This window comes from Prescottella soli, assembly GCF_040024445.1.
GTDB lineage: Bacteria > Actinomycetota > Actinomycetes > Mycobacteriales > Mycobacteriaceae > Prescottella > Prescottella soli.
This window is the reverse complement of record NZ_CP157276.1, coordinates 1,373,375-1,397,263: the sequence shown is the minus strand read 5'-3', so window position 1 is coordinate 1,397,263 and position 23,889 is coordinate 1,373,375. Positions and strand designations below refer to the sequence as shown.

Annotated in this window: 24 protein-coding genes; 12 read left to right on the top strand and 12 right to left on the bottom strand. The window is 68.9% G+C overall.

Annotated features, from left to right (window positions below):
• Positions 1-93: 93 nt before the first annotated feature.
• Both ABI214_RS06505 and ABI214_RS06500 read right to left on the bottom strand, forming a co-directional pair.
• Positions 94-1,095: a hypothetical protein gene (locus tag ABI214_RS06505; RefSeq protein ID WP_348607543.1), complete on the bottom strand. Its 1,002-nt coding sequence runs from the start codon at positions 1,093-1,095 to the stop codon at positions 94-96.
• A 584-nt stretch (positions 1,096-1,679) separates the two neighbouring features.
• Positions 1,680-1,949, bottom strand: a complete 270-nt coding sequence (locus tag ABI214_RS06500; RefSeq protein WP_348607540.1) for a GlsB/YeaQ/YmgE family stress response membrane protein — start codon at positions 1,947-1,949, stop codon at positions 1,680-1,682.
• Between the two features lie 393 nt (positions 1,950-2,342).
• Here ABI214_RS06500 and ABI214_RS06495 point away from each other — a divergent pair, with 393 nt between their 5' ends.
• The 5 genes from ABI214_RS06495 (at position 2,343) to ABI214_RS06475 (ending at position 6,581) form a co-directional block, all read left to right on the top strand.
• Complete coding sequence (locus tag ABI214_RS06495) at positions 2,343-3,353, top strand: ABC transporter substrate-binding protein (protein WP_348607534.1); 1,011 nt, start codon at positions 2,343-2,345, stop codon at positions 3,351-3,353.
• On the top strand, positions 3,350-4,192 hold the full coding sequence (locus ABI214_RS06490) for an ABC transporter permease (protein ID WP_348607528.1): 843 nt from the start codon (positions 3,350-3,352) through the stop codon (positions 4,190-4,192). The genes ABI214_RS06495 and ABI214_RS06490 overlap by 4 nt, the downstream gene beginning before the upstream one ends.
• Positions 4,165-4,899, top strand: a complete 735-nt coding sequence (locus tag ABI214_RS06485) for an ABC transporter ATP-binding protein (RefSeq protein WP_348607523.1) — start codon at positions 4,165-4,167, stop codon at positions 4,897-4,899. The genes ABI214_RS06490 and ABI214_RS06485 overlap by 28 nt, the downstream gene beginning before the upstream one ends.
• Positions 4,896-5,993 carry an LLM class flavin-dependent oxidoreductase gene (locus ABI214_RS06480; RefSeq protein WP_348607519.1) on the top strand — a complete coding sequence of 366 codons (1,098 nt, stop codon included), beginning with the start codon at positions 4,896-4,898 and terminating at the stop codon, positions 5,991-5,993. The genes ABI214_RS06485 and ABI214_RS06480 overlap by 4 nt, the downstream gene beginning before the upstream one ends.
• 99 nt (positions 5,994-6,092) lie before the next feature.
• A complete protein-coding gene (locus ABI214_RS06475) occupies positions 6,093-6,581 on the top strand; it encodes an FBP domain-containing protein (protein WP_348607514.1) in 489 nt (162 codons plus the stop codon).
• A gap of 35 nt (positions 6,582-6,616) precedes the next feature.
• Here the strand turns inward: ABI214_RS06475 and ABI214_RS06470 are convergent, their stop codons facing one another.
• Positions 6,617-7,234 carry a hypothetical protein gene (locus ABI214_RS06470; protein WP_348607511.1) on the bottom strand — a complete coding sequence of 206 codons (618 nt, stop codon included), beginning with the start codon at positions 7,232-7,234 and terminating at the stop codon, positions 6,617-6,619.
• Positions 7,235-7,349: 115 nt separating this feature from the next.
• Positions 7,350-8,249 carry a carboxymuconolactone decarboxylase family protein gene (locus ABI214_RS06465; protein WP_348607507.1) on the bottom strand — a complete coding sequence of 300 codons (900 nt, stop codon included), beginning with the start codon at positions 8,247-8,249 and terminating at the stop codon, positions 7,350-7,352.
• A gap of 165 nt (positions 8,250-8,414) precedes the next feature.
• On the opposite strand from ABI214_RS06465, the gene ABI214_RS06460 reads away from it, so the two are divergent.
• Positions 8,415-9,611 (top strand): RtcB family protein, encoded by a 1,197-nt coding sequence (locus ABI214_RS06460; protein WP_348607503.1) that lies wholly within the window; start codon positions 8,415-8,417, stop codon positions 9,609-9,611.
• A 262-nt stretch (positions 9,612-9,873) separates the two neighbouring features.
• Here the strand turns inward: ABI214_RS06460 and ABI214_RS06455 are convergent, their stop codons facing one another.
• Together ABI214_RS06455 and ABI214_RS06450 are read right to left on the bottom strand one after the other, a co-directional pair.
• Positions 9,874-10,353 (bottom strand): SRPBCC domain-containing protein, encoded by a 480-nt coding sequence (locus ABI214_RS06455; RefSeq protein ID WP_348607496.1) that lies wholly within the window; start codon positions 10,351-10,353, stop codon positions 9,874-9,876.
• A 52-nt stretch (positions 10,354-10,405) separates the two neighbouring features.
• On the bottom strand, positions 10,406-11,326 hold the full coding sequence (locus ABI214_RS06450; RefSeq protein WP_348607491.1) for an SDR family oxidoreductase: 921 nt from the start codon (positions 11,324-11,326) through the stop codon (positions 10,406-10,408).
• A 194-nt stretch (positions 11,327-11,520) separates the two neighbouring features.
• On the opposite strand from ABI214_RS06450, the gene ABI214_RS06445 reads away from it, so the two are divergent.
• The 3 genes from ABI214_RS06445 (at position 11,521) to ABI214_RS06435 (ending at position 13,343) form a co-directional block, all read left to right on the top strand.
• Positions 11,521-12,006 (top strand): VOC family protein, encoded by a 486-nt coding sequence (locus ABI214_RS06445; protein WP_348607488.1) that lies wholly within the window; start codon positions 11,521-11,523, stop codon positions 12,004-12,006.
• Positions 12,007-12,046: 40 nt separating this feature from the next.
• On the top strand, positions 12,047-12,616 hold the full coding sequence (locus ABI214_RS06440; RefSeq protein ID WP_348607482.1) for a mismatch-specific DNA-glycosylase: 570 nt from the start codon (positions 12,047-12,049) through the stop codon (positions 12,614-12,616).
• A gap of 124 nt (positions 12,617-12,740) precedes the next feature.
• On the top strand, positions 12,741-13,343 hold the full coding sequence (locus ABI214_RS06435) for a methyltransferase family protein (RefSeq protein WP_348607475.1): 603 nt from the start codon (positions 12,741-12,743) through the stop codon (positions 13,341-13,343).
• A gap of 16 nt (positions 13,344-13,359) precedes the next feature.
• Here the strand turns inward: ABI214_RS06435 and ABI214_RS06430 are convergent, their stop codons facing one another.
• Together ABI214_RS06430 and ABI214_RS06425 are read right to left on the bottom strand one after the other, a co-directional pair.
• Positions 13,360-14,373, bottom strand: a complete 1,014-nt coding sequence (locus tag ABI214_RS06430) for an alcohol dehydrogenase catalytic domain-containing protein (protein ID WP_348607473.1) — start codon at positions 14,371-14,373, stop codon at positions 13,360-13,362.
• Between the two features lie 182 nt (positions 14,374-14,555).
• The gene (locus tag ABI214_RS06425) at positions 14,556-16,253 is read right to left on the bottom strand and encodes a fumarate hydratase (protein ID WP_348611348.1); all 1,698 of its coding nucleotides are present in this window, start codon (positions 16,251-16,253) and stop codon (positions 14,556-14,558) included.
• Between the two features lie 239 nt (positions 16,254-16,492).
• Here ABI214_RS06425 and ABI214_RS06420 point away from each other — a divergent pair, with 239 nt between their 5' ends.
• Positions 16,493-17,254, top strand: a complete 762-nt coding sequence (locus ABI214_RS06420; protein ID WP_348607470.1) for a CPBP family intramembrane glutamic endopeptidase — start codon at positions 16,493-16,495, stop codon at positions 17,252-17,254.
• An 18-nt stretch (positions 17,255-17,272) separates the two neighbouring features.
• Here the strand turns inward: ABI214_RS06420 and ABI214_RS06415 are convergent, their stop codons facing one another.
• On the bottom strand, positions 17,273-18,397 hold the full coding sequence (locus ABI214_RS06415) for a winged helix DNA-binding domain-containing protein (protein WP_348607467.1): 1,125 nt from the start codon (positions 18,395-18,397) through the stop codon (positions 17,273-17,275).
• 55 nt (positions 18,398-18,452) lie between these two features.
• Between ABI214_RS06415 and ABI214_RS06410 the strand changes: the two genes are divergently transcribed.
• Positions 18,453-19,049, top strand: coding sequence for a TetR/AcrR family transcriptional regulator (locus ABI214_RS06410; RefSeq protein WP_348607464.1), 597 nt, complete (start codon positions 18,453-18,455; stop codon positions 19,047-19,049).
• A 3-nt stretch (positions 19,050-19,052) separates the two neighbouring features.
• Here the strand turns inward: ABI214_RS06410 and ABI214_RS06405 are convergent, their stop codons facing one another.
• Both ABI214_RS06405 and ABI214_RS06400 read right to left on the bottom strand, forming a co-directional pair.
• Entirely contained in the window at positions 19,053-19,979 is a 927-nt protein-coding gene (locus ABI214_RS06405; protein WP_348607462.1) for an alpha/beta hydrolase, read from the bottom strand.
• Positions 19,980-20,000: 21 nt separating this feature from the next.
• Complete coding sequence (locus tag ABI214_RS06400) at positions 20,001-20,936, bottom strand: SDR family NAD(P)-dependent oxidoreductase (RefSeq protein ID WP_348607459.1); 936 nt, start codon at positions 20,934-20,936, stop codon at positions 20,001-20,003.
• 276 nt (positions 20,937-21,212) lie between these two features.
• Between ABI214_RS06400 and ABI214_RS06395 the strand changes: the two genes are divergently transcribed.
• Positions 21,213-23,150 (top strand): flavin-containing monooxygenase, encoded by a 1,938-nt coding sequence (locus ABI214_RS06395; protein ID WP_408586027.1) that lies wholly within the window; start codon positions 21,213-21,215, stop codon positions 23,148-23,150.
• 177 nt (positions 23,151-23,327) lie between these two features.
• Here ABI214_RS06395 and ABI214_RS06390 read toward each other — a convergent pair whose 3' ends face one another.
• The gene (locus tag ABI214_RS06390) at positions 23,328-23,879 is read right to left on the bottom strand and encodes a hypothetical protein (protein ID WP_348607457.1); all 552 of its coding nucleotides are present in this window, start codon (positions 23,877-23,879) and stop codon (positions 23,328-23,330) included.
• Positions 23,880-23,889 lie beyond the last annotated feature (10 nt).

Genomic DNA, 23,889 nt, shown 5'->3' with positions numbered 1-23,889 from the left:
CGGGTTGTCGACCGTGAGCTGCGTGGTCCGACGCCCTATCGAAAAGTGGCAATCCGTTGGTTTGGTATTGCGGCGTTTACGCTTTGCGTCGGATCAGGAACCGAGCGACCCCGAGTCCACGGAGTTGGTCCCCAGCGATCCGGTATCCAGCGAACCGAGAGAACCGGCGCCGAGCGAGCCGAAGGCGTCGGCCGAGCCCAGCGAGCCGGAGCCGAGGGAACCGGAGCCCAGGGAACCGAAGACGTCGAGTGAGCCGAGCGAGCCCGACGCGGGTTCGGGATCGTTCTTGGCGAAGTTGGTCGTGCACCCGTTGAACTTCACATTGTCGACCAGCGTCGAGGTGGCCTCTGAGCCGGTGCCGATGCTCACGCCGTAATAGTCGACGACTGCATCCGGGTTGAGTGCCGCGATGTCGGCGAGCGGGACGAGGTCGCTACGGTTCGGAGCGCCGGCAATGGGCGAGGTGCTCCACCACTTGCCGTCCTGCAGGTTGGAGTGGACGCCGCCCTTCGAGGTGTCGGTCGTGTCAGCGTCGGGAACCCACACCAGGGTCGTGAAGCCGTTCTCGAACTTCGGGTGCTCGGAGGACGTACCGGTCAGCCGCAACTGGAACGAGGCCGTCGGGTGCTCGGCGCGCTCCGAGAATCCGATCTCCTTCGCGATCGCATCGGACAGCTTGATGCCGCCGGCCTCGTGGTAGCTGACCGACCTGTCCGTGGAATCCTCGACCTCGAGCTTCAGGGACCCGTCGTCGTCGAGCACGGCGTCGTCGGTGTAGAAGGCGACCTGCTCCTTCTCATCGTCGAACGGGATGCCCCATCCGTTGGGGGTGGCTTCGGTTGAAAGCTCCGCGCACCTGGATTCTTCCGGCGCGTCGCTCGAACCGCTCGACCCGAGCGAACCCGAGTCACTCGACCCGAGCGAACCCGAAACGCTCGAACCGAGGGGCCCGCCCGAAACGGTCGAACCGAATAAACCGCTCGAAATGCTCGAACCGAGCGGCCCGTTCGACGCGGCGGCCAGTGCGGGCGCAACGAGCGCCGCCACGCTGACGACAGCCGCCGCCGAACCGATACGGAATGCGTTCTTGGGCATACTCTTCACTCACCTCATTGGGAGTAATGGACACGGTTCGACGCCCCGGCCGGTCATGCACGCCCGCGTGGGAGGTCGTTCGAATCGATGAGTCGCGCGGCAGCACTTCGTAGTTCCCGATGCAACCCCCCGTGTAGCCGCAAACGGCACGGATGCCGGTCCCTGTTCATGAATGCGAACAGTTCAGCGATTGTCAGAGACAGTAAACAACCGGACGAGAGTAATCAATACGACTAGTCGGCCCATTACTGTGTTGCGCTGGCGTGTCGCGCTCACAGTTCTTCAACACCCGGATACTGCGGCGACAGGTCGGCAGACGTCGAGCTACGGTGAGCCCCACTTCTGGCGCGCCATCGTCAGCGGCGGCGTTCCGCCGTATCTGCCGGAGGCCGACGAGCAGACATGCATCGCCCGCCATTACGTCGTGCTGCGACCAGACCAGGCCAAGACGATCGAACGCGCGGTGGCGCGAACAGGGCCGGATGCGCTGACCGATGTCGCACCGCTCTTGCACGGTTCCGTGCGCCAACGGTCTGCCGATCAGCCCGGACCTCCAGGTGCTGCGCCGGGGGTGAGCGTCCGGCTCAGCTCACCGACGACGCAGCCCGCGTCTTCCACCACGACCACAGGGCGGTCACGATGATCGCGCCGGCAAGCGAGCCGATGATGCCGCTCGGGCGGAGCGCGAGACCGTCGCCGGCGAGCAGGCTGATGAGCAGGCCGCCGACAAACGACCCTCCGACCCCCGCGGCACAGGCCAGGCCCCAGTCGATTCCGGCCTTGGACTTGCCCACGACGAGCTGGGCGGCGGCGCCGATGAGCAACCCGAACAGGATCATCCCGAGGATCAGCATGGCGGGAGTATAGGCAGCACAATCCTGCGGAATCCCCGTTTTGCCGCGCGGACACGCTGATTCGTTCGCGGCGACGACCGGATCGAACTCGTGTGATCGGAACTCTTGAACGCCGTGCCCAGGGGCCGTCCGGCCGGGGGAGACGCGTCCGCGCCTGCGTTGACGGTCGGATCGGTGGCGCCCAGGATTCCGGCATGACCTTCGGCAGCGTCGAAACCCCGGCACCCCGGCACGCCACCTCGGCGTGCTGCACGTGTGTGCCCTGTCCGCGCTCCTGTTGACGTTGTCGGCCCGCGTGAACTGAGCAGGCCCTTCTCTCATCTCATCCCGCCGGTCCTCCCGACCGAGGCCGGGTTTCTCGTGCATTTCCTCACGTACGTATCGGAGGTTTCCATGCGTCGTTCGACGCGAACACGTTTCGTCCTCACCGCACTCACGGCCGTCGCGGCCCTGACACTCGGCGCGTGCAGCACTTCCGGCGCCTCGGAATCGTCCGAATCGGCCGGCAACCCGACGTCCGGGGTCACGCTCCGAATCGGCGACCAGGTCAAGAGCACCCAGTCGCTGCTCGAGGCCGCCGGGGAACTCGACGGTCTCGGCTACGGCATCGAGTGGTCAACCTTCGAGGCAGGACCGCCGCTGCTGGAGGCGTTGGGCGCCAACAAGATCGATGCCGGGGGCACCGGCGACGTGCCTCCGGTGTTCGCGCAGGCGAACGGCAACTCGGGCCGCATCGTCGCGGTGCAGGCGCGGACCGGCACCAACGACTTCCTGCTGGTGCCCGCGAACTCGACGGCGTCGTCGATCGCCGACCTGAAGGGCAAGAAGATCGCGGTCACCCAGGGATCGAGTTCGCACGGCCTGGTGCTCGGTCTGCTCGAGCAGGCGAAGCTGCCGGTGTCGGACATCCAGTTCCAGTTCCTCGGTCCCGCAGACGCATTGAGCGCCTTCACCTCCGGACAGGTAGACGCGTGGGCGGTGTGGAACCCGTACGCGACGATCGGTCGGAACACCGCGGGCGCCAAGGTGATCGCCGACGGCAGCGAGGTCACCACCGGCCAGTCGTACTTCTCGGCCGCGTCGGACGCGCTCGCGGACCCGACGAAGTCGGCGGCGCTCGCCGACTTCTTCCAGCGCCTGGCCCGCGCCCAGGTGTGGGCGGACGCGCACCCCGAGGCGTGGGTGCCGATCTTCGCGAAGCTGACCAAGCTCCCGCAGGACGTCGCCGCGGCGTCCTTCGACACGTCGAAGGGCTCGTACGTTCCGATCGACGACCAGCGCATCGCGAAGCAGCAGAAGCTGATCGACCTGTTCGCCGCGGCGGGACTGCTGAAGCAGGCCCCGGTCGCCGGCAACTGGTTCGACGCCCGGTTCAACCAGCAGATCCAGGCGGGTGCGAAATGACCGCGGTCCTGACCAAGGGCCTGCCACAGGTCGACGCGACGGACGCTGCCGCACCTGAACGCGCCAAGCAACCGGGACGCTCGTGGAAGCCGTTGCTGCGACTGATCTCCCCGCTGGTGCTGCTGGTGCTGTGGCAGGTGGTGAGCAGCGCCGGACTGGTGTCGGACAAGACGCTCGCCTCGCCCGCGCAGGTGATCTCGGCGGCCGCCGAGCTGTGGTCGGACGGCAGCCTGCAGGACGCGCTGGCCGTCTCGGTGCAGCGGGTGCTGCTGGGGGTGGTGCTCGGCGTCGCGGTCGCGGTCCTGCTCGGGGTGCTGGCCGGGTTCTCCCGGATCGTGGAACTCGCGATCGATCCGCCGATCCAGATGCTGCGGACCGTGCCGTTCCTCGGTCTGATCCCGCTGTTCATCATCTGGTTCGGGATCGGGGAGGAGCCCAAGGTGTTCCTGGTAGCCCTCGGTGTGATGTTCCCGCTGTACCTCAACCTGTTCGCGGGGATCCGCAGCATCGACGGCAAGCTGATCGAGGCCGCGGAGACCCTGGGGCTCGGCAAGTTCCAGCTCGCGGCGCACGTGGTCCTGCCCGGGGCGCTGCCGCAGGCGTTGACCGGGCTGCGGCTGTCGCTCGGGGTGGCGTGGCTCGCGCTCATCGTTGCCGAGCAGATCAACGCCGACGCGGGACTCGGCTACCTCGTCAACAACGCCCGCATCTACTTCCGCATCGACATCGTCATCTTCGGCCTGCTCGTGTACGCGTTCCTCGGTCTCGCGACCGACGCGCTCGTGCGGGCCCTGGAGGGAAGGCTGCTGACATGGCGCAAGACGTATCAGGGCGCGTGAGCGACGCCGTCGTCGCCGCCCGCGGCGTGCGCCGGGTCTTCGGAGCCGACGTCGTGCTCGACGGCATCGACCTGACGCTGCGTCGCGGCGAGATCGTGGCGCTGGTGGGCCGCAGCGGATCCGGCAAGTCGACGCTGCTGCGCGCCATCGCCGGGCTCGACCGCGGACACGAGGGCCGCATCGACGTCGACGGCTCGGTCGCCGTCGCGTTCCAGGAGCCGCGGCTGCTGCCGTGGAAGCGGGTGCACCGCAACGTCTCCCTCGGCCTCGCCGACCGTGACGGCAAGCAGCGGGCGATCGACGCCCTCGGCGAGGTGAACCTGAGCCACCGCGTCGACGCCTGGCCGCTCACGCTCTCCGGCGGTGAGGCGCAGCGCGTGTCGCTCGCCCGTGCGCTGGTCCGCGAGCCGGACCTGCTGCTGCTCGACGAACCGTTCGGGGCGCTCGACGCGCTGACCCGAATCACGGCGTACGAGTTGCTGATCCGGCTGTGGAAGCGGCACGGGTTCGCCGTTCTCCTCGTCACCCACGACGTGGAGGAGGCGGTGCTGCTCGCCGACCGGGTGCTCGTCCTCGACGCCGGCCGGATCGCCCACGACGTCGCGGTGACGGTCCCGCGGCCGCGGCTGCGCGCCGACCCCGACGTCGTCGCCCTGCGCAAGCAAGTTCTCGCTCACCTCGGTGTTCTCGAAGGGATTCCAGCATGACCCTCCACTTCCACTGGTACCTGCCCACCTCCGGCGACGGACGGGAGGTGATCGGTGCGCTCGAACCGCGGGAGGCGTCGGGCCGGGCGTCCGAGTTCCGTCCGGCGTCGCTCGACTACCTGACGCTGGTCGCGAAGACCGCCGAGCAGCTCGGCTTCGAGGCGGTGCTCACCCCGACGGGGACGTGGTGCCCCGACGCCTGGATCACCACGGCCGCGCTCATCCGGGAGACCAGCACGCTCAAGTTCCTGGTCGCGTTCCGTCCCGGGCTGATCACCCCGACGCTCGCGGCGCAGCAGGCCGCCGCGTTCCAGCAGTTGTCGGGCGGGCGGCTGCTGCTCAACATCGTCACCGGTGGCGACGCCGAGGAGCAGCGGCGGTTCGGTGACTTCCTCACCAAGGAGCAGCGGTACCAGCGGACCGGGGAGTTCCTCGACATCGTGCGCGGCGCGTGGGGTGCGGCGCCCTACGACTTCGCCGGGAAGTACTACACGGTCGAGGGAGCGGCGGCGTTCCCCGCACCGTCCCCGGCGCCGGGGATCTTCTTCGGCGGGGCCAGCGAGCCCGCGCTCGACGTGGCCGCCGCGCACGTCGACACCTACCTCACGTGGACCGAGCCGCCGGCGAAGGTGGGCGCGCTCATCGACGACGTCCGCCGCCGCGCCGCGGCCCACGGCCGGACGCTGAGCTTCGGCATCCGCGCCCATGTGATCGCCCGCGACACCTCCGAGGAGGCGTGGGCCGAGGCCGACAAGCTCGTCGCCCGGATGAGTCCGGCGCAGATCGAACTGGCGCGGACCCGGCTGGCGCAGAGCGAGTCCGAGGGGCAGCGCCGTCAGCTCGGGCTCAGCGCCGACCTGCGCAACCTCGAGGTGTACCCGGGGCTGTGGGCCGGCTACGGGCTGGTCCGCGGCGGCGCGGGCACCGCGCTCGTCGGCAGTCACGCCGAGGTGGCGGCGCTGATCCGGGAGTACGCGGCGGTGGGCGTCGAGCACTTCGTGCTGTCGGGCCAGCCGCACGTCGAGGAGGCCTACTGGTTCGGGGAGGGGGTGCGGCCGATCCTGTCGCGGCAGGGGCTGCTGCAGGTCGCCTGACCTTCCCGGCGGGCCGGAAAACCGATTGTCCGTCCCCGAGATCCGGTCGTATCGTGGCGGCGGTCAGCGGCCCGAACGATCGAAGGAGACGGCCCGGTCATGGATCCGATCACCGAACGCGACATCAGGGCGTCGTTCGTCAACTGCTCCAAGGGCGACGCCAAGCGCCTGCCGGCGCCTCGCGACCTCGATGACCGGCCCTGGGACGACCTGGACTTCCTCGGCTGGACCGACTCGTCGTTCCCGGGACGCGGATACGTGGTGGTGCCCCGGGACGACGGGCCGGTCGGCATCGCGATGCGGTTCGAACCGAACGGGTCCGGCAAGTCCCAGATGTGCGCGATCTGCCTGACGACGCACAGCCGCGGTGGTGTTGCGCTGATGACCGCCAACAAGGTGGGCGAGTCCGGACGCGCGGGCAATTCGGTGGGCATCTACATGTGCATCGATCTTGCGTGCTCGCTGTATGCGCGGGGCAGGAAGCGGCCCGCGCTCGGCAGCCGGTACCGCGAGGACCTCTCCGAGGAGGAGAAGACCGAGCGGGTGCGGGAGAACCTGAACGCCTTCGTCGAGCGGCTGTACGCCTGAACCCAGGACGGCCGCTCACGTCGGTATGTCGACGGTCAGACCATCTCGGGCACGTGCAGGTGCGCGATCGCGAGCTCGAACTCGCACACCTCCAGTAGCTCGGCTCCGGCCTCGCGGAGGAAAGCGGTCCGGGCCGTTTCGGCCTGCGCGCGACTGGCCCGCATCTGTTCGACGCTGTCGAACGTCACCGAGGTCACCGCCCGTCCGGCCGAGTGGTCGACCATCAGGCTCGCGCTGCAGAATCCGTCAGCGCCTTCCATCGCGGGCAACCTCAGCTTGAAGACGTCGACAGCATGCGTCATCTTGCCGGGATCGACCTTGAACCAGGTCGCGCGGACGCAGGCGCCCACGCGGGACGTGTGGTTGCGGTGCAGGACTTCGATGTCCCACCGCTCGACGTGCGCGGTGCCGTGGAAGACCTCGGTGGCCTGATCTCGAAGGTGTATGGCGGGCGCCTCGCTCGCACGGAGAGTGTCCTCGTCCATCCACGAACTGGTCGCGATGCAGCGCCCGGAGTCGCGGTCGACCAGTAGTGACAGTCCGGCGCTGCCCTCGATGTCGGCGAGCGCCGGCATCACGGTGTCACGGATGTGCTTGATTCCGGCGTCGATGAACGAGGGATGCGCCTGAATGGTTGTAGAACGCGCGTACACGATCAACTTCCTTTGCTCGAGGCGGCGCCCCGGTGGCGCCACCGGTCCCGTTCCTCACTTCACCTTCCTCCCGTCGCCGGGGCCTGGCAATGGCGTCGCGGCCGCGCGAGGTCTGTCAGCCGGGTAGCGCCAGACCGAAGTCCACGCTGCCGTCGGGGTTGACGTCATAGACCTCGATGCCGTCGTCGACGTTGGCCTGGTCGGTCCCCGTCGAGACCGCGATCTTGTTGCACGAGTTGCGCATCATGTCGATCACCAGTTCCACCGCCTCGGCGGGGGAGAAGTGTGCGCGCACATCCGATGCGACCCGCGGATCCAGGTGTCCGGGCTGCCACGTGAGGGCGTCGGCCCACTCGAGCGCTGCCTTGTGCCGCGGCGACAGGTCGCTGCGACGGAAGTCGTCGATCGCGTCGTAGAGGCTCTCGTCACCGCCGGACATCATCGCGGTGCGATTGCGCAGCGACTTGCACAGTCGGCAGTTGTGCTGGCGTGCCTGGTGCAGCCGCACCACCTCGGTCGTGACCGGGTCGAGCTCACGGACGCGGGCGACCTCGACGAGCGTGCGTTGGATCAGCGGCCAGGGCTCGCCGGTGGTGTCCCAGACGGTCGGGACGGACCACGCCGGCTCGGGTGCCCCGAACAGGGCGTCGAGCCCCGCCCGCACGCGCGGCACCCAGTCGGCGACGTAGAGTTCCTGCACGAACACGCCGGTCCGGTCCCCGAGCGCCCTCGCCAGCGCGGTCCGCATGCCGTCGTCGATTCCGGACACGTCGACGCAGAACTGTTCGGCGAACGCGAGCGCCGCCGACGGGGCGTCCGGTGCCGACGGAGCGGGCTCGGGGTACGGCAGGGCGGGCAGCGACAGGGTCACCGCGCACGCCTGTCGGGCCTGCGTGGTGAGCGGGCCGTCACCGACCACCGGCACGAGCGCGACGAGGCGGTCGAGCGTGGCCGCGACGGCGGGAGCGAATCGCCGCAGCGCCGACGCGCCACTCTCGTTGGTCCAGTCCGTCACTGCCACCACCGTCCTCTGGGGTACGACATCGTCGTACCCCATTGAACTGCAACGGACGATTATTCGTTTGCTTTGTCCCGGTATCGCAATACGGTTGTGGTACCAACCATTTTCGGACGCGACGCGGGCGATCCCCGCGCCGATGTCCACGACCGGAGAAGGATAGTGACCCCCACCGAGCACGGCCACAACCTGTTGAACTTCGCCAGCCACATCGACGACGGAACCCTCGCCCAGGCTTGCGAGACCGCCTCCATGCCGTTCGTGTACCCGCACGTGGCGCTGATGCCCGACGCCCACGTCGGCAAGGGCTCGGCGGTGGGGACGGTGATCCCCACCCGCGGTGCGGTGATCCCGGCGGCGGTCGGCGTGGACATCGGATGCGGAATGATCGCTGCGCGAACGCAGTTCACGCTCGCGGACGTCGAGCGCGCCGAGCGGCAGGGGCGGACCCTGCATGCGCTGCGGTTGCGGATCGAACACGCGATCCCGCTGTCCCCGGGGCACTACAACCTCACCGCATCGCTCGGAAAGTGGTTCGCGGAGCCCAAGATCGCCGAACTCGAGGAGCGCGCCGCGAAGGACGGCGTCGATCTGTCTCATTCCCCGAAGTGGCGCGAGCAGCTGGGGTCCCTGGGCGGCGGCAACCACTTCATCGAGCTGTGCCTCGACGAGCAGGACCGGGTGTGGCTGTTCCTGCACTCCGGTAGCCGCGGGGTGGGGAACAAGATCGCGCAGAAGCACATCGCGATCGCCCAGAAGCTGTGCCGGACATGGCACATCGAGCTGCCGAACCGGGACCTCGCCTACCTGGCGGAGGGTGCGCCCGAGTTCTGGGATTACATCCGGGAACTGCGCTGGGCGCAGCGGTTCGCGCTGCTGAACCGGGCAGAGATGATGGACCGCTTCAGCAAGCTGTTCGGTGAGTGGATCGGTGCCCCGGTGGTCGAGGCGGAGCGGATCAACTCCCACCACAACTACACCGAGCAGGAGGAGCACTACGGCGAGAAGGTCTGGCTCACCCGGAAGGGGGCGGTGAACGCGCACGAGGGCGTGGCGGCCGTGATTCCGGGTTCGATGGGGACCCGCTCGTACATCGTGGTCGGCAAGGGCGACGCCCGAGGACTGTGCTCCGCCCCGCACGGCGCCGGCCGCCGGTTCTCCCGCACACAGGCGCGTAAGCGGTTCACGGTCGACGACCTGGCCCGGCGCATGAAGGGGATCGAGTACCGGCACGGTGCCGCGTGGGTCGACGAGATCCCCGACGCCTACAAGGACATCGACGTGGTGATGGACGACGCCAGGGATCTCGTGGACGTGCGGCACGAGTTGCGGCAGATCCTCAATGTCAAGGGGACGTAGCCGCCGCGAACTCGGTTGAAACGGAACCTGCGGAAGTTACAGGCTGAAGTGGAACGAGCTGCCGAAGTCCAGGAGGCTGTCGATAAACAGCGCGGGGAACAGCGAGATGAGGTTGAGGTTCATTGCGGACCCTTCCAGGGCAGGCCGGTTGACTGACTGTTATGCGGCCGAAATATAGCCCAGGGGGATGCGGGACACGCCGGTTTGCGAAAAGAAGGATGGACGCCCGTCCAGGATGTGGGCGCCGCGGCGGGATCGGCTGCTAGGCGATTCGGGTGAGGAGGGCATCGAGCGCGGCGAAACTCGCGTTCATGCCCTCCTCCATACCCGACTGGACCATGCCGTCTCGGTCCTCCGCGGTCATGAACAGCGAGTCGATTACCACCTTTGTGCGGCCGTCGCCGAGGTCGACGAATTCCGTGGCCTCGATGCACACGTGCGCCGGCATGCCGTCCCACTCGAACGACCGCACGATGCGGTTCTCCGGGCTGATCTCCCGGAATCGTCCCTCGAAACCATCCGCCCGACCGTCGTGGTGTTCGACGAACCGCCAGTGCCCGCCGGGTTCGGGTTCCCATGTCTCGATGTCGAGCCTGTTCCCGCGGCCCCACCACTGCGCGATCGACTTCGGTTCGTTGTAGGCCTCCCAGACCCGGTCGAGCGGAGCGTTCAGCGTGCGTTCGATGTGGAGGCCGCGCTCACCCGGGGTGGTGACGGTGGCGGCGGGTGTGCGGTCGGTCATGGGTTCCCATCCGTTCGTCATTGTATGCGTCCTGTTCGTCCGTGTGGACTTCTCAGTAGGGAAGTGTTGTGTCGGTGAGCTTTTCGGCGACCGCCCACAGGGACGACGCCAGGTCGACGCCGCGCGAGCTGCGTGGCTGTTCGTACTTCCGGGTCGGCCCGATCAGGCCCATACGTCCGCCCGGGCCGTAGTAGCCGCCCTGGACGGCACCGGGGCTGGTCGCCGCGTACAGCAGCGGCTCGACGCCGTGCTGGACGTCCTGGGAGGGCAGCATCGTGCGGTCGCTTCCGGAGAACAGGCTGTGGCGCGGCTTGTCCCGGCCCAGGCTCGCTCCAGCGGTCTGCAGGTTGGTACGGGTGTAGCCGGGGTGTGCGTACGCGCTCAGCAGGTTCCAGCCGCGTTCGTCGGCGATCCGGGCGAGGTGCTGCGCCATCAGCATGTCGGCGAGCTTGGACTGGGCGTAGCTCAGCGCCGGACTGTAGCGATGGGTCGAATGCAGGTCGCGGAAGTTGATCCGCCCGTAGTGCGCGGTGCCGCTGGTCATGGTGGCAACCCGAGGGGCGGGTGCGTCCAGCAGCAGTGGCAGTAGCAGGTTGGTGAGCGCGAACGGTCCGAGGAAGTTACTGCCGAACTGCAACTCGAAGCCGTCGACCGTTTCGAACCGCTCCGGCGGGGACATCACGCCGGCGTTGTTGACCAGCAGGTCCAGCGGGCGGCCGTCGTCGAGGAAGCCGGCGGCGAACTCGCGCACCGACCCGAGGTCGGCGAGGTCGATCCGTCGGATCTCCAGCTGGGCCTGCGGGATCTCGTGCATGATCTCCGCGCACGCGGTCTCGGCCTTGCTCGCAGTGCGGCAGGCCATCACGATGTGCGCGCCCGCCGCGGCCATCCGGCGGGTGGCCTCCTTGCCGGTGCCGCTGTTGGCGCCGGTGACGACGACGTATCGGCCCGTCATGTCGGGAACCTGATACATGTGAACCCCCTCGGCGATCGACGATGCACGGGTCCGTTCCCGTCCCAATCTACCGCCGGAGCGGCCGCGTTCCGGGCGGTTACCGCCGCATCGTCGTACGCTCGCGATCGGCGGCTGATCCGTCTCCAATGCCGCCACGGTCTATCCCGACAGAGCACGTCTCGACGACGAACGACCGGAAGGACGAACCGACGATGCAGAAGATCACCCCGTGCCTGTGGTTCGACACCGAGGGGGAGGAGGCCGCGAACTTTTACGTCTCGGTGTTCAAGAATTCGAAGATCCGGAACATCTCCCGCTACGGGCCCGGCATGCACCGCCCCGAGGGTCTCGCGCTCACCATCGAGTTCGAGCTGGACGGGCAGGCCTTCACGATCCTCAACGGCGGGCCGGAATACACGTTCGACGAGGCGATCTCCTTCCAGGTCAGCTGCGCCGACCAGGCCGAGCTCGACGCGTACTGGTCCCAGCTGACGGCCGACGGCGGTGAAGAGGGCCGGTGCGGCTGGCTCAAGGACCGGTGGGGAATGTCGTGGCAGATCATTCCCGCGCAGTTGGGGTCCTACATCGGCGGCTCCGACCCGGCGGGCGCCCAGCGCGCCACGCAGGCGATGCTCGAGATGCGCAAGCTCGACATCGGAGTCATCCGCGCGGCCTATGAGGGTGCCGCGCGCTCCTGACGGTTTGTCCGCTGCGTGATCCATGGGGTTCGCTGTTCCCATGGGATTCAGCCGTGCCGAACTGGAGTCGTTCCGTGACGCCGAGGTGCCCGACCTGATCGGTCCGGGCTGCCGCCTGCTGTTCGTCGGGATCAACCCGGGGCTGTGGACGGCGGCGACCGGCGCCCACTTCGCCCGGCCCGGCAACCGCTTCTATCCGGCGCTACTGCGCGCCGGCATCGTCGACCGCCCGATCGATCCCACGGCCGGAATGTCCGACGCCGATCGGGACCTGCTGGTGTCGCGCGGCGTCGGCATCACGAATCTCGCCCAGCGCGCGACCGCTCGGGCCGACGAACTGACGGCCGAGGAACTGCGCGACGGCGGTCTGCGCCTGCGCCGCCTGGTTGCCGAACTGCGCCCGCGCGTGGTCGCGGTCGCCGGCATCACCGCATACCGGGCCGCGTTCGGCGTGCGTAAGGCCGTGAAGGGCCGCCAGGCGGGGGATTTCGAGGGCGCCGAGTTGTGGGTGGTGCCCAACCCGAGCGGACTGAACGCCCACGACACCGTGGACACGTTGGCGGAGGCGTACCGGGCCGCGGCCGTCGAGGCCGGTGTGGTCCGGGAGTGACCGGCCGAATGTCACATTCGGTCACTTGGACTGAACGTGTGTGACATTCGGCCGGCGGGGGTGGGTCGCACGCGGCACACTCGGAGCATGACGGAGTGCAGGGCACGCCGAATGGCCGCGGCCGGTGGCTGACTCGGGATCGCCCCTCCCACTGTTCGCGACCGACCCGGTCGCGGCGGTGGTGCTCGCGCTCGCGTTCCTCGCCTTCCTGTTCTCCGAGTACCGGATCGGCCGCACGCACCCGGATTCGGGCTCGACACACGACGCCTGGTCGGGCATCGCGTTGGGACTCGGCCTCGCGACGGTCTACATCGGTGGGGCGGCGGTGGCCGTCTTTTCCCGCGCCACGGTGATCACCACCGGCGCCTGGTGGTTCTTCTGGGGCGGCCTGGCGGTGGCCGCCGCGGGACAGGCGATGCGGCTGCGGGCCGTCCACGAGCTGGGGTCGTCGTTCACGTTTCGCGTGCAGACCACGCCGGAACAGCGGGTGGTGGACACTGGGCTCTATCGCCGAATCCGGCATCCCTCCTATACCGGCGCCCTGGTGTGCGCGCTGGGATTCACTGTGGCCTACACCAATTGGCTTGCGCCGCTCACGGTGCTCGCGCTCGCCGCCGCGTACGTCGTCCGAATTCCGCACGAGGAGCGGGTGCTCGTCGAGGGACTCGGCGAGCCGTACCGGCGGTACATGGACCGGACGAAGAGACTCATTCCGTTCGTGCTGTGACGGCGCCGTCCCTCGGTCACATGGTGAGAACCATGCGGTACCGCGCCCGCCCCTCGTCCATCCGGGCAAACGCTTCTGCCGCCTCGGCCAGCGGGCGCTCCTCGATCTGTGCCCGCACCCCCGACAGCACCGCGAACTGCATCGTCTCCTCGACCTCGCGGGCGGTGCCGGAGGCGTGACCGGTCACGCTCAGCGCCGGCGTGATCAGCTGGAGCGGGCTGATCGGCAGGGGATCGGACGTGACGCCGATGATCACCAGCTCGCCCAACGGAATCAGCCCACCGACGGTGTCGGCCATCGCTCGAGAATTCGCGGCGGTCGCCAGGACCACCGACACGCCGCCGAGCGCCTGCAGCGCCGACCCGACGTCGCCCGCGGTGGAGTCGACGTAGTGGTGGGCGCCGAGCCGGCGGGCGTCGTCGGCCTTGCCCTCGCCGCGGGCGACGGCGATCGTCTCGAATCCCATTGCCCGGGAGAACTGGACGCCGAGGTGGCCCAGTCCGCCGACCCCGACGACGGCGACGCGGTCACCGGGCCGCGCCTTCGTCTTGCGGAGGGCGTCGTAGGTGGTGACGCCGGCGCAGCTCATCGGCGCCGCCTCCGCGAAGGAGAGGCCGTCGGGGATGCGGGCGAGGGCGTTGGCGGGGGCCGTCACCGACTCGGCGTAGCCACCGGGGTACTGCCAGCTCGGCACCTGCAGCTTCTCGCAGTACATGAAGGTCCCCTTGCGGCAAGGGATGCACTTGCCGCAGTGCCCGCCGAACCACCCGACCGCGACACGGTCGCCGACGGCGAAGTTGTCGACGCCGGCGCCGAGTTCGGCGATCGTTCCGGCGATCTCGTGCCCCGGCGTGAGCGGCCAGGACATGCCGGGGAATCCGCCGCTGACGAATCCTCGGTCGGTGCCGCAGACCCCGCACGCGGCGACGGCGATGCGGACGTGCCCGGGCTCGGGGGACGTCGTCTCGACGTCGACGAGTTTCAACGCTTCGCCGGGGGACTGGACGTGGACTGCACGGTGGGTCGACATCAGCTACCTCGCTCCGTGTACGGCGGTGGGCGATCGCACGGTCCAGTCAATAACCTCCGTGAAGTCGCTGGCAAGGGTCGGGCCTGGATCGGTATCGAACCGGGGGCGAGGGAGCCGACAAAGACGGCGAAAGCCCGGGGGAGTGAATACTCCACCGGGCCTTCGTTGTTCGGTGCGTCAGCTCACAGGCCGGGGCGCTTGCCGATCGTCAGGGTGACCTCGCCGGTGTGGGCGAAGAAGTCGTTGCCCTTGTCGTCGACGACGATGAACGCGGGGAAGTCCTCGACGTCGATCTTCCAGACCGCCTCCATGCCGAGCTCTTCGTACTCGACGATCTCGACGTTCTTGATGCAGTCCAGCGCCAGACGGGCCGCCGGGCCACCGATCGAACCGAGGTAGAAGCCGCCGTGCGCGTTGCACGCGTCGGTGACCTGCTTGGAGCGGTTGCCCTTGGCCAGCATGATCATCGAGCCGCCCGCCCCCTGGAACTGCTCGACGTACGAGTCCATGCGTCCGGCGGTGGTGGGGCCGAACGAGCCCGACGCCATGCCCTCGGGGGTCTTGGCGGGGCCGGCGTAGTACACCGGGTGGTCCTTGAGGTACTGCGGCATCTCCTCGCCGGCGTCCAGGCGCTCCTTGATCTTCGCGTGCGCGATGTCGCGCGCGACGACCAGCGGGCCGGTCAGCGACAGGCGGGTCTTGACCGGGTGCTTCGACAGCTCGGCCAGGATCTCCGGCATCGGCCGGGTGAGGTCGATCTTGACGGCCGCGCCCTTGCCGGTGCCCGAGACGCCGTCGGTGTCCGAGTCGAGCTGGGTGTCGGTGACCTCGGGCAGGAACTGGCCGGGGTTGAACTCGAGCTGCTCGAGGAAGACGCCCTCGGGGGTGATCTTCGCCTTGGCCTGGCGGTCCGCCGAGCAGGAGACGGCGATCGCGACGGGCAGCGAGGCGCCGTGGCGGGGGAGGCGGATGACGCGGACGTCGTGGCAGAAGTACTTGCCGCCGAACTGCGCGCCGATGCCGATCTTCTGGGTGAGCTCGAAGACCTGCTTCTCGAGCTCGTGGTCGCGGAAGCCGCGGCCGGTGATCGCGCCCTCCGTGGGCAGCTCGTCCAGGTAGTGCGCGGACGCGTACTTCGCCGTCTTGAGCGCGAACTCGGCGGAGGTGCCGCCGACGACGATCGCCAGGTGGTACGGCGGGCAGGCCGCGGTGCCGAGCGAGCGGATCTTGGCCTCGAGGAACTGCATCATCGAGTCCGGGTTCAGGATGGCCTTGGTCTCCTGGTACAGGTACGACTTGTTGGCCGATCCGCCGCCCTTGGCCATGAACAGGAACTTGTAGGAGTTCTCGTGGCCCTTCGCGGTGTCCGCGTACAGCTCGATCTGCGCGGGCAGGTTGTTGCCCGTGTTCTTCTCCTCCCACATGGTGATGGGAGCGTTCTGCGAGTAGCGCAGGTTCAGCTTGGTGTACGCGTCGTACACGCCGCGGGCGATCGACTCCTCGTCGTCGCCGGGGGTGAGCACGTGCTGGCCGCGCTTGCCCATGACGATCGCGGTGCCGGTGTCCTGACACATCGGCAGCACGCCGGCCGCGGAGATGTTCGCGTTCTTCAGCAGGTCCAGCGCCACGAACTTGTCGTTGTTGGATGCCTCGGGGTCGTCGAGGATGCTGGCGACCTGTTTCAGGTGGTCGGTGCGCAGGTAGTGCGAGATGTCGTGCAGTGCCGTCTCGGTGAGCAGCCGCATGGCCTCGGGTTCGACCTTCAGGAAGGTGCGGCCGTCGGGTCCTTCGACCGTGGACACCCCCTCGGTGGTGAGCAGCCGGTACTCGGTGGGGTCTTCACCGATCGGAAGCAGGTCCTCGTAGAGGAATTCGGCCATCATCTCTCCTGAACACGGGGCTGTGAAGTTCGTACTCAGGCTAACGGCGTTGGTTTACTCGTCCGAACCGGGGCGGGGCGGGGCGCCGTAGCATCGAAGGTGACCGTGCGAGGGGTGTGGGCGAGTTCACCACACGCCGCCGACGCACGGAGGCGTACTCTCGAGATTGGTAACGGACGGATAACGATCTGTGTTCTCTCGGTGTCGGGTTGATCGCAGAGACTGGGGATGCGCACCGCATGAATCTCGCAACCGCGAACGCCGGCGCCGTGTCGACGACGGGTATTCACCGCATCCGTGCCGCGCATGCGTGGTTGGACGTCGCTGTGGTCGTCGTCGTGCTGGTCGCGACCAACATGATCGCCCACTTCACCACCATCTGGGCGAGCATCGCGACCGTGCCGATCGCGGCGGTGATCCTGGTCGGGCTGACCCGGCGTCGTGGTCTGGGCTGGTCCGAGTTGGGTCTGTCGCCGCGTCACTGGCGCAAGGGGACGGTGTACGCGCTGGCATCGGTCGGCATCGTTCTCGCGGTCGTCGCGATCGGCGTGGCGCTCCCGATCACGCGGCAGTTCTTCATGGCCGATCGGTACGCCACCATCTCCGGTGCGCTGGTCGCCTCCATGATCGTCATCCCGCTGCAGACCGTGATCCCCGAGGAGCTCGCCTTCCGCGGCGTGCTGCACGGCACCCTGTCCCGCGTCTCGGGCGCGCGGGGCGTCTTCGCCGCCGGGTCCCTACTGTTCGGTCTGTGGCACATCGCGTCGTCGCTCGGGTTGACCTCGGGCAACGAGGGGCTGAGCGCGATCCTCGGCGGCGGTCCGCTCGGGCAGGCGCTCGGTATCGCCGGGGCCGTCGCCGCGACCGCGGCCGCGGGCTTCGTCTTCACGTGGCTGCGCCGCCGCAGCGGCAGCCTGCTCGCCCCGATCGCCCTGCACTGGTCGCTCAACGGGGTCGGCGCCCTTGCCGCGGCCCTGGTCTGGCACGTGTCCTTGAGCTGACCCAGCGCCGGGCCGACGTCAGTCCCGATCGACGATGCCCGTGAGCGTCACGCCGCGGAAGTCCGCCAGCACCTGCGCCTGCTGCTCGATCCCGCCCCGCACCGGCTTCGTGAGCCGCGTCCACGGCGTCACCTCGACGGTGAACTTCTTCCCCGAGGTCCGCGGCCGCCACAGGCCGACGATTTCCCCGCCGACGGCGACCGCTCCCGGTCGGCCGAGCGTCGGCCACAGCGCCTTGCGTCGCGACTCGTCGGCCACGAGCAGCTCCCGGTCCTTCAATTGCAGGTAGGGGTCGAACGGGCCGAGGAGCCGCACCCCGTCGTCGGTGGGCGAATCGCGCAGGGCGTCGAGATCGGCCGGCAGGATCCACCGCTCCGCGCCCTCGACCGAGACCGGCGTCGCGTCGTCCGGCCAGTGCTGTTTGACGTCCTTGACCGGGGCGTCGATGTATCCGGCGGTGGCCTTCGGTTCGGACGGGCCGAAGAATCGCAGGTACCCGCGGATCACGTCGAAGCGGGTGTCCGCGTCCGCGCCGGTGCGGGCGTACGGTTTCCCGCGCCAGCCCGGAATGCGTTCCAGCACGGGCGGCGAGGTGTCGGGTCGCAGTTCCAGACCGGCCTGCAGCGCCGCGAGCCGGAACGGCATCTCGTACATGTGCGTCGCGTTGCACGGGCGGCAGAACCGCAGATAGGGCTCGCCCATCCGCGCGGTGAGCGCCGCCGACATCTCGCCCTTGACGGTGGGCTCGCGGACGATGTCGCGCATCTCGTCGGCGACCGCGCGCAGCGCGTCCAGCGTCGGAATCCCCGCGGCCTTCAAGGGGCGGTTCGCGTCGAAGATGCGCTTGGCCGCGTCGGCGTCCGACAGCGGGGCGGTGGCCGTCGCGATCGCGGGCAGGTCCGCGCGCCGGTAGCAGTGCGGCGCGGCCCGCAGCGTCCACGCCAGCGCGAGGTCGTCCGTCGTGCCGGGCGGCGTGCCGCGCAGGAGCAGCGCCCAGGCGGCGCCGTCCGGGCCGGTGTTCTGGATGCCGAGGTCGAGGATGTCGCAGTCGGTGGGTCCGGACGCGACGCCCGCGGCGCGGTCGAGTTGCTGGGCGTGCCAGCGGTACGAGAGCACCTGCGCGCGAGTCACTTCGACGGCCATGGCGTGAGTGTAAGGGCGGTCACAGACAATTGCGCACGGACACTAGACTGCGAGTATGGAAACCGAACCCGACGAGAAACTGTCGCTGCGTGAACTGCAGAAGCGGAAGAGTCGGGCACATCTGATGGACACCGCGGCCCGCCTGATCGGGCAGCGCGGCTTCCGGGAAACGACGATCGACGACATCGCCAAGGCGGCCGGCGCCAGTCGGGCCACCCTCTACTCGTACTTTCCGGGCAAGGACGCGATCGTCCAGGCCGTCGTCGTCGAGGTGTGGGACCGAGCCGAGGCGCTGTACCGGGACTTCGGTCGGCTCACCGACTGGTCACGTCCGACGATCCGGGAGTGGGTCGTGGGGGTCGTCGAGGCGTGGGAGGCGAGCATCGACAAGTTGCGGGTCCAATCCGCGGGGCTGGTCCGGTTCGACGACTTCTATCTGGACTACCACCGCCGGTTCGTCTCGGCGCTGACCGCGAACGACGAGTTGTGGCAGCGCTTCGACGACGCGGAGGTCGAGCGCCGGGCGCTGCTGTTGATCAGTGGACTCGAGCTGTTCCTGAACACCTGGATGGTGCGCGGGTGGTCGGCCGATCGCGAGGGTGCGATCGACACGATCACCGACGTCTGGTGTGCCGCGCTGCCGTCGGACTAGGGGTCAGCCGACCGCGAACTTGGCGCGCATGAGACCGCCGATCTCGGCCAGCGCCAGGCGGGCGCGGGCGTGCTGGTCGGCGTGCATCAGGAAGCCGTGCGCCACACCGGGATAGCGCAGCACCGCGGTCTGCACACCCGCGTCGCGCAGGCGGTGGGCGTAGTCCTCGGCGCCGTCACGGCTGGGGTCGTGCGACGCGGTCACCACGATCGCCGACGGCAGGCCGGACAGGTCCTCGGCCAGGCTCGGCACCCCGTACGGGTGGTCCCGGCTCGGGTCGTCGCCGAGGTAGAGGTTCTTCGTCCACGCGAAGTCGCCGGCGGTGATGATCGGGCCGTCGGCGAACTCGAGCACCGAGGGCTTGGTGTCGTCGCGGTCGATGCCCGCGTAGATGTGCAGCTGGAACAGCAGCGGCACTCCGCCCTCGTCGCGCGTCTGCAGCGTCACCCCGGCCGCGAGGGTCGCGCCGGCTGAGTCCCCGGCGACGGCGATCAGGTCGGAGTCGACGCCCAGATCGGCGGCGTTGGCGCCTGCCCACTGCGTCGCGAAGTACGCCTCGTCGGTGGCGACCGGATAGGGGTGCTCGGGGGCGAGTCGGTAGTCGACGCTGACGACGACCGCGCCGGACGCCTGCGCGAGCAGACGGGCGAGTCGGTCGAAGGTGTCGATGCTGCCGATCACCAGTCCGCCGCCGTGGAAGTACACGATCGCCGGGAGGTCCGGTGCGTCGACGGGGCGGTAGATCCGCAGCCGCAGCGGGCCGTGCGGGCCGTCGACGACGCGGTCCTCGACGTGGTGCATGTCGGGGCCGGGGGGCTGCGGCAATGCCTCGAAGGCGGCGCGGGCGGCGTGCACGCCCGCCACGTGCATGGGCACCCAGTTCTCGCGGGTGCCGAGGTAGGCCGCGACGTCGGGATCGAGTTCGAGCATGTCGGTTCCTCCTCTCGGGGTTCAGGCCTTGACCTTGCCGTCGACGTCGGGTGCGACGCGGATCGCGTCCCAATTCGCGCGGGCCTGTGGGCTCATCCGGGCGACGAACGAATCGAGCTGGGACCAAAGTGATTTGGAGATGATCATGTCGCCGGGCGCCATCACCCGGTCGATCAGTGCCGGCCAGGCCTCGGGGGTGTGGTCGGCGGTGAGTGCGCCAGCCGTCTCGGCCTGCACCACCCGCGAGACCAGACCGCCGCCCACCGCGAACGCTTCGCCGGTGAGCGTGGTGTCGGCATGCAGCAGGTAGGCGGCGAAGGCCGCGACCGCCTCGGGCGGGAAGTGATCCTGCATGAACTCCCCGAATCCCGGCTGCTCGATCCCGGCCGTGGATCGGGTCCAGGCCGCGGGCAGGATCGCGTTGGAGCGCACGCCGATTCGGTTGCCGAGGATGGCCTGCGTCCGGGTGAGGGAGAGTATTGCGCCCTTGGCGGCCGCATAGCCAGGCAGGGCGGGGGCACCGAAACTGCCGTTCGACGAGATGTTGAGGATCCGGCCGTTTCCGGTGGCGGACAGGTGCGGCCAGGCGGCCTCGGTGATGCGGTTCGCCCCGCGCAGGTGCACGTCGACCATGGTGTCGAAGCTCCCGCCGGCGCCGGCGTTGTTGACGACGACGTCGAGCCGGCCGAAGGTGTCGATCGCCGTCTGCACAATCCGGTCGGCCTCGGTGACGACGTCGCCGGTGACACCCGTCGCGGTCCCGCCGTCGGCTCGGATCAGGCGGACCGCCTCGTCGGTCCCCGGGGCGTTCGCGGCCCCGGCCCAGTCTCGGCCGAGGTCGTTGACGACCACCGAGCACCCGCGGGAGGCCAGCAGGCGGGCGTAGGTGAGGCCCAACCCGAAGGTGGACACGCCGGTGATCAGCGCGACTTGGCCGTCGAAACGTAGTTGATCCATGGCAGACAACGCCTTTCGTCTGGAGTGGGCGCGGAGCACGTTCCCGGTGCGGTGCGACGACTCGGACGGTAACCCACTCCGCGTCGCTTGGGTAGACCTTTGAGCAAAAAAGCAGACTGTCAGTCTGGTAAATGGGATGTAGGTATGGACAGGCTCGCTTCGGTGGCCTACTGTCCCGGATCACATCGCCCCGCGCGCCGGATGCGCGCGTCCCTCCCGTCCGGCTGCTCACGACCGTCGTCGGACTCGGACATCCAGGCCTGCAAGGAGATCCCCATGACATCCAGTACCGCCGTTCCCCTGATGGCCGACGCCGGTGGCCGCGCACTCGATCCCGACACGTTGCGGGCGCACCTGCACCGGGCCGACCCGGCCGTGCTGTTGGTGGTGCTAGCGCAACTCACCGGCGACGTCGGCGTGCTCGATCGCTACGGGGCCGCGATCTCCCATGTGCCCGACGCGCCCGAGATGGCGGGCGTCACCGACCCGGCGACGGCCACGGCGATCGTCGACGACCTGATCGTCGCCGTGACCTCGGACGGGATCGTGGACGGCGCCGTCGCCCCGGACGATCCCGCCCTGTTCGCGCGCCTCGTCCCGCTGGCTCTCGGTGTGACACCCGGCGACGAGTTCCTGCCGATGCTCCTCGAGCAGGGCGGCTTCCGCCGGCCGCAGCCCGTCGTCCCGCGTACGACGCCGCTGCCGGACACGCTCGACCTCGCGATCGTCGGCGGAGGGCTCGCGGGAATCGCGGCGGCTATCGCCGCGGCCCGTGAGGGGATCGCGTACCAGGTACTCGAGCGGAACGAGGACGTCGGCGGCACATGGCTGATCCAGAACTACCCCGGCGTGGGGGTCGACACTCCGTCGTCGTACTACTCGCTGTCCTCGGAACTGAATCCGGAATGGACCAGCTACTACCCCAAGGGCGGCGAGTACCGGGACTACCTGCGCGCCGTCGCCGACCGGCACGGGATCCGCGACCACACCCGATTCGGGACCGAGGTCGAGGCGCTGGTGTGGGACGAGGTATTGCATCGCTGGGACATCCACGTGCGGGCGTCGGACGGCACTCCCTCGGTGACGCACGCCGCGGTGGTGGTCACCGCGCTGGGCTACCTCAACCGACCCAAGTTCCCCGGGGTCGAGGGACGGGAGTCGTTCGCGGGGATCAGCGTCCACTCGGGGGAGTGGGACCCGACGCTGGACCTGACCGGCAAGCGGGTCGCGGTGATCGGCGCGGGCTGTACCGCCGCGCAGATCGTCGACTCCATCGTCGACGACGTCGCCCACCTGACACTGTTCCAGCGACAGCCGCACTGGGTGGCGCCGCGCAAGCGGGACAGCGACGACGTCCCCGCGCACCACCGCTGGCTGAACCGGCACGTGCCCTTCTATGCGAACTGGTTGCGGGTCAAGGCCTTCTGGGGGTCCGCGGACAGCGCGTACCCCGTGGTGATCGTCGACCCGGAGTGGGCGTCCACGCACCTGTCGATCTCCCGGGCCAACGACATGCTGCTGCAGGACTGCCTGGCGTACATCGACCGCACGTTCGGCGCGGGGTCCGACCTGGCCGCGAAGGTCACGCCCGACTTCGCGCCGTTCGGCAAGCGCATCATCCGCGATCCCGGCGGCTACTATCCCGCGCTCACTCTCGACCACGTCGACGTGCTGGTCACCGAGCCGGCCCGGATCGTGCCGGAGGGGATCGTGACCCCGGACGGTGACCTCGTCGAGGTCGACGTCATCGTCTACGCCACCGGATTCCACCTGGACTTCCTGTCCACCATGGACATCCGGGGACGCGACGGCCGGGCCCTGGTCGACGAGTGGTCCGGCAACCCGCGCGCCTACCGCGGCGGTACGGTTCCGGGCTTCCCCAACCTGTTCGTCACTTCGGCCCCCAACACCAATCCGAGCCACGGCGCCGGCAACAACTTCGGCATCGAGGTGGCCGTCCACTACATCGTCGAGTGCCTGCACCTGCTCGCCGAGCGTGGCGCGCGCTCGCTCGAACCCACCCGCGAGGCCTACGACGCGTACGTCGCGGAGATCGACCACGCGATGGAGAACACCGTCTGGCGACACACGCCGAGCGCGCACACCTACTACCGCAACGACAGCGGCCGGGTGATCGTCGCCAGCCCCTGGCGGTTGGTCGACGTGTGGAACCAGCACCGTACGCCGATCGAGGAGCACTTCGTCCTGCGATAGTTTCGGCAGGTCAGGCGGATTCCCTCCGGCGGGGCGCCGTGAGCTGTCGGCTACGCTCTTCGCATGGCCCGCACGATGCCGAATCGACAGGGTGACGCCACCCGAGTCCGCCTGATCAAGACAGTCGAAAAGCTGTTCGGGCTCACCCGACACTTCTGAGCGGGACGGTCGGGCTCGTCATCCGTCGGTGTCGAGCCCAACCAGCACGCCGACCTCGCGCACCCAGGGACGGTCGTGGGGCGGTTCCATCGACACCCAGCCGCCGCCGTCTGCGTTCTTCCAGACCGACCGGCCGGCGACGAGCCCGGAATCGAAGCCGCGTCGTCCGGCCGGTACGTCGGCGAGTGTGACCGTGCCGTTGCGCGGATGGCGGCCCGACGCGTCGGGTTGGGAGGTGACGGTCACCATCCGGCGGGAGCGCACGGTTCCGGTTACTTGGGCGGCGCTGGGCACGAGGGCGCCGAACTCGGCCGAGAGTCGCCCCCTGACGCGAGGTGGAAGCTTCAGCGGTCCGGAGTAGCTCGCGGCGAAACCATCGCAGTGGAGCAGGTGCAGGTTCTCGGCGAGATTCTCCTGGCGGGCGGTGAACTCGGTGCGCAACTCGGCTGGCGTGTCAGCGGACGCGGGTTCGAATATCAATGTGTATCTTGCCTTTTCGCCGATCTCGGGAAAGGGGCATTGGCCGTCCTCGATCAACTCGGCCGGCACGAAGACCTGGAGGATCGTCATACCCGATTAT